Here is a 5,398-nt window from a genome sequence, read left to right as displayed (position 1 = left end):
AAAAGTTTTAAAAATTTATCTTTTAATTCTTGATTGGTTATATTGTTATTTAACAAAGAAGTGTTGTAAGTTTTAGATCAAAATACATTTAAACTGTATCAAATGCTTCATTTTTCTTGATTCATTCAAAGTCTTTTTGACCTTTTGTACCTTGCCCTTTATTAATTCTATAAAGTCTTTCATATGTTATGTTTTGACCAATACTATTTTCATTATTAGTTACTAAAACAAAAGAGCGACTTCCGCCATCTTCTTTATTTAGTTCTAAAACTGCTTGTCCAGTTGTACCCGAACCTGCAAAGAAATCTAGGACTCTTGTGTTTTTAGAAGGAAATAAGTCAATTATGTATTTGATAAGATTAACTGGTTTTGGAAAGTCAAAAAAAGAGTCAAAATTAAAAATAGATCGAAGCATCAAACTTCCATCACTTGTAGAAGCCCTTTGTATTTGCTGGTGATTGTCTGTGTTTTCTACTAATTTATTTAATGTAGAATTAAAAACAACACTTCTAGGATTTTGTTTTTTTGAATTTGGTATTTTATCTTGAACATCATATCTAAAAACTTGATATGAATCTTTAATTTTCTGAACTTTAATCTCATTATTTTTAACTTTTTCTAAAAAAGTTTGTTCAGAAACTGTTCATCTTCCATATTTATTTTTTCTTACTGTTTTTGGAATTATAGGAACATAGCCCTGTGAAATTAATAATTGTCGTTCACTTGTAGAGTAGTCATAAATTATTGTATCAGTTGTTAAGTCTTCAGTAATTAAATTAAAGTCGATATTATTATCCGTTTTGAATAAATTTAATTTTTCATTTCATCAAATAATGTATGCCATTTTCTTTCGATCAAAAATTGTTTCTTCATTACTTCCTTTTTGAAGGATTGCTAATTTTTTCTCTCATTTTTGAATTTTTTCATTTCATTTTCACTGGTCCGAATTTTCCGCGATGTTTATTTTTTTAATCTTCAGTTTTTCAATATTTTTTGAATAAACTAAAATATATTCATGATTTTGTGAAAAGTATTTTGCATCTTGTTTACTACCTCAAGCACTTATTCATATTAAATTAACTACGAAATTTTCTTCACCAAAAATTTCATCCATTAACACTTTTAAATAAGCTTGTTCATTATCGTCAATTGAAACAAATATAACTCCATCTTCTTTTAGAAGTTGTTTTGCTAATTTTAATCTTTCGTTTAAAAGGTTTAATCATCCTGTTCTTGAAAATTTGTCCCGATATATAAATTTATCAGCAGTTATTTGATCATCAGTTAAATTATTTCCATCATCTGATGTCTTTTGTGTATTATAAGGAGGGTCAATGTAGATTAAATCGAAGTTAGCATCCTCTCTCTCTCTCTCTACTCCTATAAGGTTCTTTAAAACATCATAATTTTCTCCAATAATTAAAGAATTTTGTAAATTATCCTTCATTTTTGAAGAAGAAAAAGATAATTTTTCGTCTTTTTCAAGTATTGCAATGCTTTGATTATTGATTTCTGGTGCTTCATCAAAAACAAACCCAGTTGCTACTCTTTGTTTTAAAAATCTTCAAATTTGTTCAAAATCATCTATAGAAATTTTGTCATTATTTTTTAAAATTTCTAAGTTTAATTTAATTAATTCTTTTTGATTTTCATTTAAAGATGATTTAGAAATTTGCTCTAATTCCTTTAAATGATCTTTTAAAAGTTCTTCTTTTTTGTTCATTTTTTCTCCTTATAAATAATTTAGAAAGATTGTAGCAAAAAAGAACAATGAAAAAACTAAAAAGTAAAGGTATTTCTGCCTTTACTTTTTACATATTAAATTAACTATCAAATTCTACTTCTTTTTGCATCATAGAATATAAATCAATTGATGAATCTGCATCTATTTCTTGAACTAATCATGTTTTTTTGTAATCACAAAGTTGAATAAATTCATCTCATCTGTTATTACCTTTAATTTCTTTTAAAGTTACAACAATTCCAAATTTTATTGAATTTTGTTCCTCTGAAGTTGATCTATCTTTTTTGGTTACACTAACTCCTCAGGCATCGTTGTCAATATATTTTTTCGGATTGTTTTTAATTTGATTATTTTTTACTTTTACAAACTCAATAATATTTTTGACATTGTCTCATTTTCTAAACAATTCTCTTACTTTTTTTTCTGGTAAATTTAAGTTTCCTTCATAGGTTTGTTTGTTTTTGTTGATTGAGTCAATTTCAATTTTTTTATTAGAATTAATTTTTAATTTTCCAAATTTAAAATCTAATTCTGTGTTTGTATAATCAATACCTTGTAATCTAGATGTTGTTGTGAAATAGCATAAAGTTGCTTTTGTAATAAAAGGAAAAGTATTATTTGATATTGGAACATAAATATTATGATTGTAAGTTTGATATTCTAAAGATTCAGAGTTTATTAAAAATTTAATTTCGTCTTTTTTACTTTTTATAATTTCTTGAATATGTTTTGGTACAACACCATAACCTTTTGTATTTAAATTTGTCATATTTTCTTTTTGTCAACTAATAGCAGAATCAATTATCAAAGCTTTTGCTAATTCTCTTGGTAAGCCTAAAATATGAATTAAAAACGCAACTTTTCTTGTAATTCAAGGTGCAGCGAATGAAGTTCCGGATACAGTGTGTTGCCCTTCGGGTGTACAAACATTAATGTTTTCACCATAATAACTTACATCTGGTTTGATAAAAAAAGAAAGAGAAGGTCCTTTTCTTGAAAAATCAGAAGGATTTCCTTCATTATCTACAGAATTTACTACAATTGAGTTAATAGAATCTGCTGGTGAACCAATTCTTTCAACATTAGGATATAAATCTGATTTATTAGTTCCAGCAACTACAAAAATAATATCATATTTAGCTTGAAGCTCATCTAATAATGAAGCTATTGGTGAAATACTGAAAGGATTAATTTCCTGCATCGAACCCAAAGATAAGTTTCAAACTTTAATATCTAAATTTGCAAGAACAATTTCTTCTATCATTTTTAATATAGAAAATGTATTATAGTTGTTTGAGGTTGATACTCCGAACAATCTTACTCTAAAACTTCCACAACCATCTTCTAATTTTTTATTTGCACTTGGACCATCTACTATTATATAACTTACAGCAGTACCGTGTAATCTATCTTTTGGATTTATAGGAATATTTTTATCTAATTTATTATGAAATTCAACTCATTTTCCAAAATAAACTTCCTCAGGATTTTCTACAAAAAAAGTATCAATTACTCCAACTATTGGTTCGTTATCGGGATTAGGGATATTGATTAATTTTTGAGTAGATTTTGAAACAAATTCTGATTCATCTACTTTTACATTATCCTCTACAGCCATTGCAACTAAATAAGGGAATTTGGCTAGTAACAGCTTGTATTCTTCAATGTTTAAAATAACCACAGAATTTTTAATAGGTAAAGACTTATATCGTATATTTGCTTCTTTAAAAATTTCAAAAATATCTATTGCAACGTCATACAAAGTAACAAGAATATTATCATTTAAGTCATTAGTAATTTCTTTTCTTTTTGTTCTAACTTTTTCTAGAAAAAAAGCATCAATTATAATACCAATATAATTAGTTTTAGAAATGCTGAATTTATTAAAAAGTGCTTCAAATTCCTTTGGATTTTCATAAATATTTTCAATATCTTGATAATGAATTTGTTTGTCAAATTTTAGTTGTGAAATTTGTATAACTTTTTCCAAATTTTTAACAGCTTGGTAAAGTACTTCCAAACTTACATAATGAGTAATAATGTGCTTTAGTGTATTGTTTGATTGGTCAAATTGAATTCCTATAATTGAACTATTATTTTTTCGTAAATTAGATTCTAAAAAATATTTTACTCTATTAGATTTCGCAACTACATCATTGTAATAAAGAGAAACGATTGGTTTTATATTTAAAGAATTTTTTTTATTTTCTTGAATTCAAAATTGAATAAGTTGTTTTAAATCTTCTAAAAGACTTTTTAAGTGTTCTATACTTACAAATGCATTTTTAGGAATATTGGGATTTCCTGGAGTATTACCCTTTTTAGATAAAAACTTTCCATTTTTCAATCATAAAACTTTATTTACAGATTTACTCATTATTTTCTTCCAAAGAATTTGTTTGTTGTGTTATACCTTGATGTTTGTTTTTTAAAATTGCTATTTCAGAAGCAGAAAAACCTTGAGTTTTTAATTTTTGTGCACTTGGCATTTCTTTAAAAAGCTTAATATATAGTTGCCTTAAATAATCATAAGGTTGGTCGGTGTTGCAAAAAGCAAAAGAAATTTTGATTAGATTTTTTAAATCACCTGGCAACGGAATATTGTTGTATAAACTTAAAATTTTATTAAACAATTCTTTATTTTTGGATGTGTTTTCAAAAATAGTTAAATAGTAATCTAAAATATTTTCAGCAATTTTTAATAATTCTTTTTTAGAATATCTATCAAAATTTACTATGTAATCAAAACGTCTTAATAAAGCTTTATCAAGAAAATCTTGCAAATTAGTTGTTGCTATTAAAATAGCTTTTGAACTCAAGTCATCCATTCCTTTTAATACAGCTGATACAGCTCTTCCCATTTCTCTTAAATCTTGAGAATCCATTCTATTTAAAGCTAAAGCATCAATTTCATCAAATAAAATTACGATTTTATCCAAGAAAGGAAAATTGTTAATTTCTTCAAAAAGTTGTGAAATATTTTTAGTAGTTTGACCCAACTTACTATCAATTATTGAAGAAAAATCAACAATATACAGAAGTTTTTTTAATGATTTTGCTATGTATTTAGCCGATTCAGTTTTTCCTGTTCCGGGAAGCCCACTAAATAAAAATTTATTTACAAGAGAGTTGTTTTTTGTTGATCTTATAATATTTAAAATATCCTCTTTAATATCTTTTGGTAAAGGGATATTTTCTGAATTTAAATTAACTTTTTTTAAAAATCCAAAATCAAAGTCATGTATTTGAGGGACAAAAACATTGTTATCTCCAGCTAAAAGACCTAATATGTATTCAGCTATTTGATAATCACCTTTATTACTAAAATCTTGAGAAATTAAATACGCTTCATTTCTAAAACCAGCTTCATTTTTGTTTGCAAAATATTTAATTAAATTAATAATATTTTCTTTTTTCATTATTACTCTTTCTGTTATTTAATTTTATAAAATATAAAAAATTTTTGTACTTTAAAATTAAAAAAGTTCATTTTTGAGATGATACCCTTTCTTGAATAAATTTTTGAGTGTTTTAATTAATTATAATTTGGAATGAATGTTTCCCTAAATTTAATGGGAGACATTCATTTTATTTTATCTTTAATTCGTTTGTAATTGTAATAATAAATATAATTTGCAATTGCTTTGTGAAATT

At 24.9% G+C, this 5,398-nt stretch carries 3 protein-coding genes and 1 pseudogene; all 4 read right to left on the bottom strand.

What is annotated here, in order from left to right:
- Positions 1 to 1,447, bottom strand: a pseudogene (locus F801_RS04175) (site-specific DNA-methyltransferase); the annotation flags it as partial.
- A gap of 376 nt (positions 1,448 to 1,823) precedes the next feature.
- Complete coding sequence (locus tag F801_RS0102885) at positions 1,824 to 4,121, bottom strand: S8 family peptidase (protein WP_014335434.1); 2,298 nt, start codon at positions 4,119 to 4,121, stop codon at positions 1,824 to 1,826.
- Positions 4,114 to 5,163, bottom strand: coding sequence for an ATP-binding protein (locus F801_RS0102880; protein WP_014335435.1), 1,050 nt, complete (start codon positions 5,161 to 5,163; stop codon positions 4,114 to 4,116). The genes F801_RS0102885 and F801_RS0102880 overlap by 8 nt, the downstream gene beginning before the upstream one ends.
- A 116-nt stretch (positions 5,164 to 5,279) precedes the next feature.
- Positions 5,280 to 5,398: IS3 family transposase (locus F801_RS04320; RefSeq protein WP_036446738.1), on the bottom strand; the 119-nt coding region annotated here is incomplete at its 5' end.

Source organism: Mesomycoplasma hyorhinis ATCC 17981, from assembly GCF_000383515.1.
In the GTDB taxonomy this organism is placed as follows: domain Bacteria; phylum Bacillota_I; class Bacilli_A; order Mycoplasmatales; family Metamycoplasmataceae; genus Mesomycoplasma; species Mesomycoplasma hyorhinis.
The sequence above is the reverse complement of the archived record's forward strand: the minus strand, read 5'-3'. Positions and strand labels throughout refer to the sequence as shown.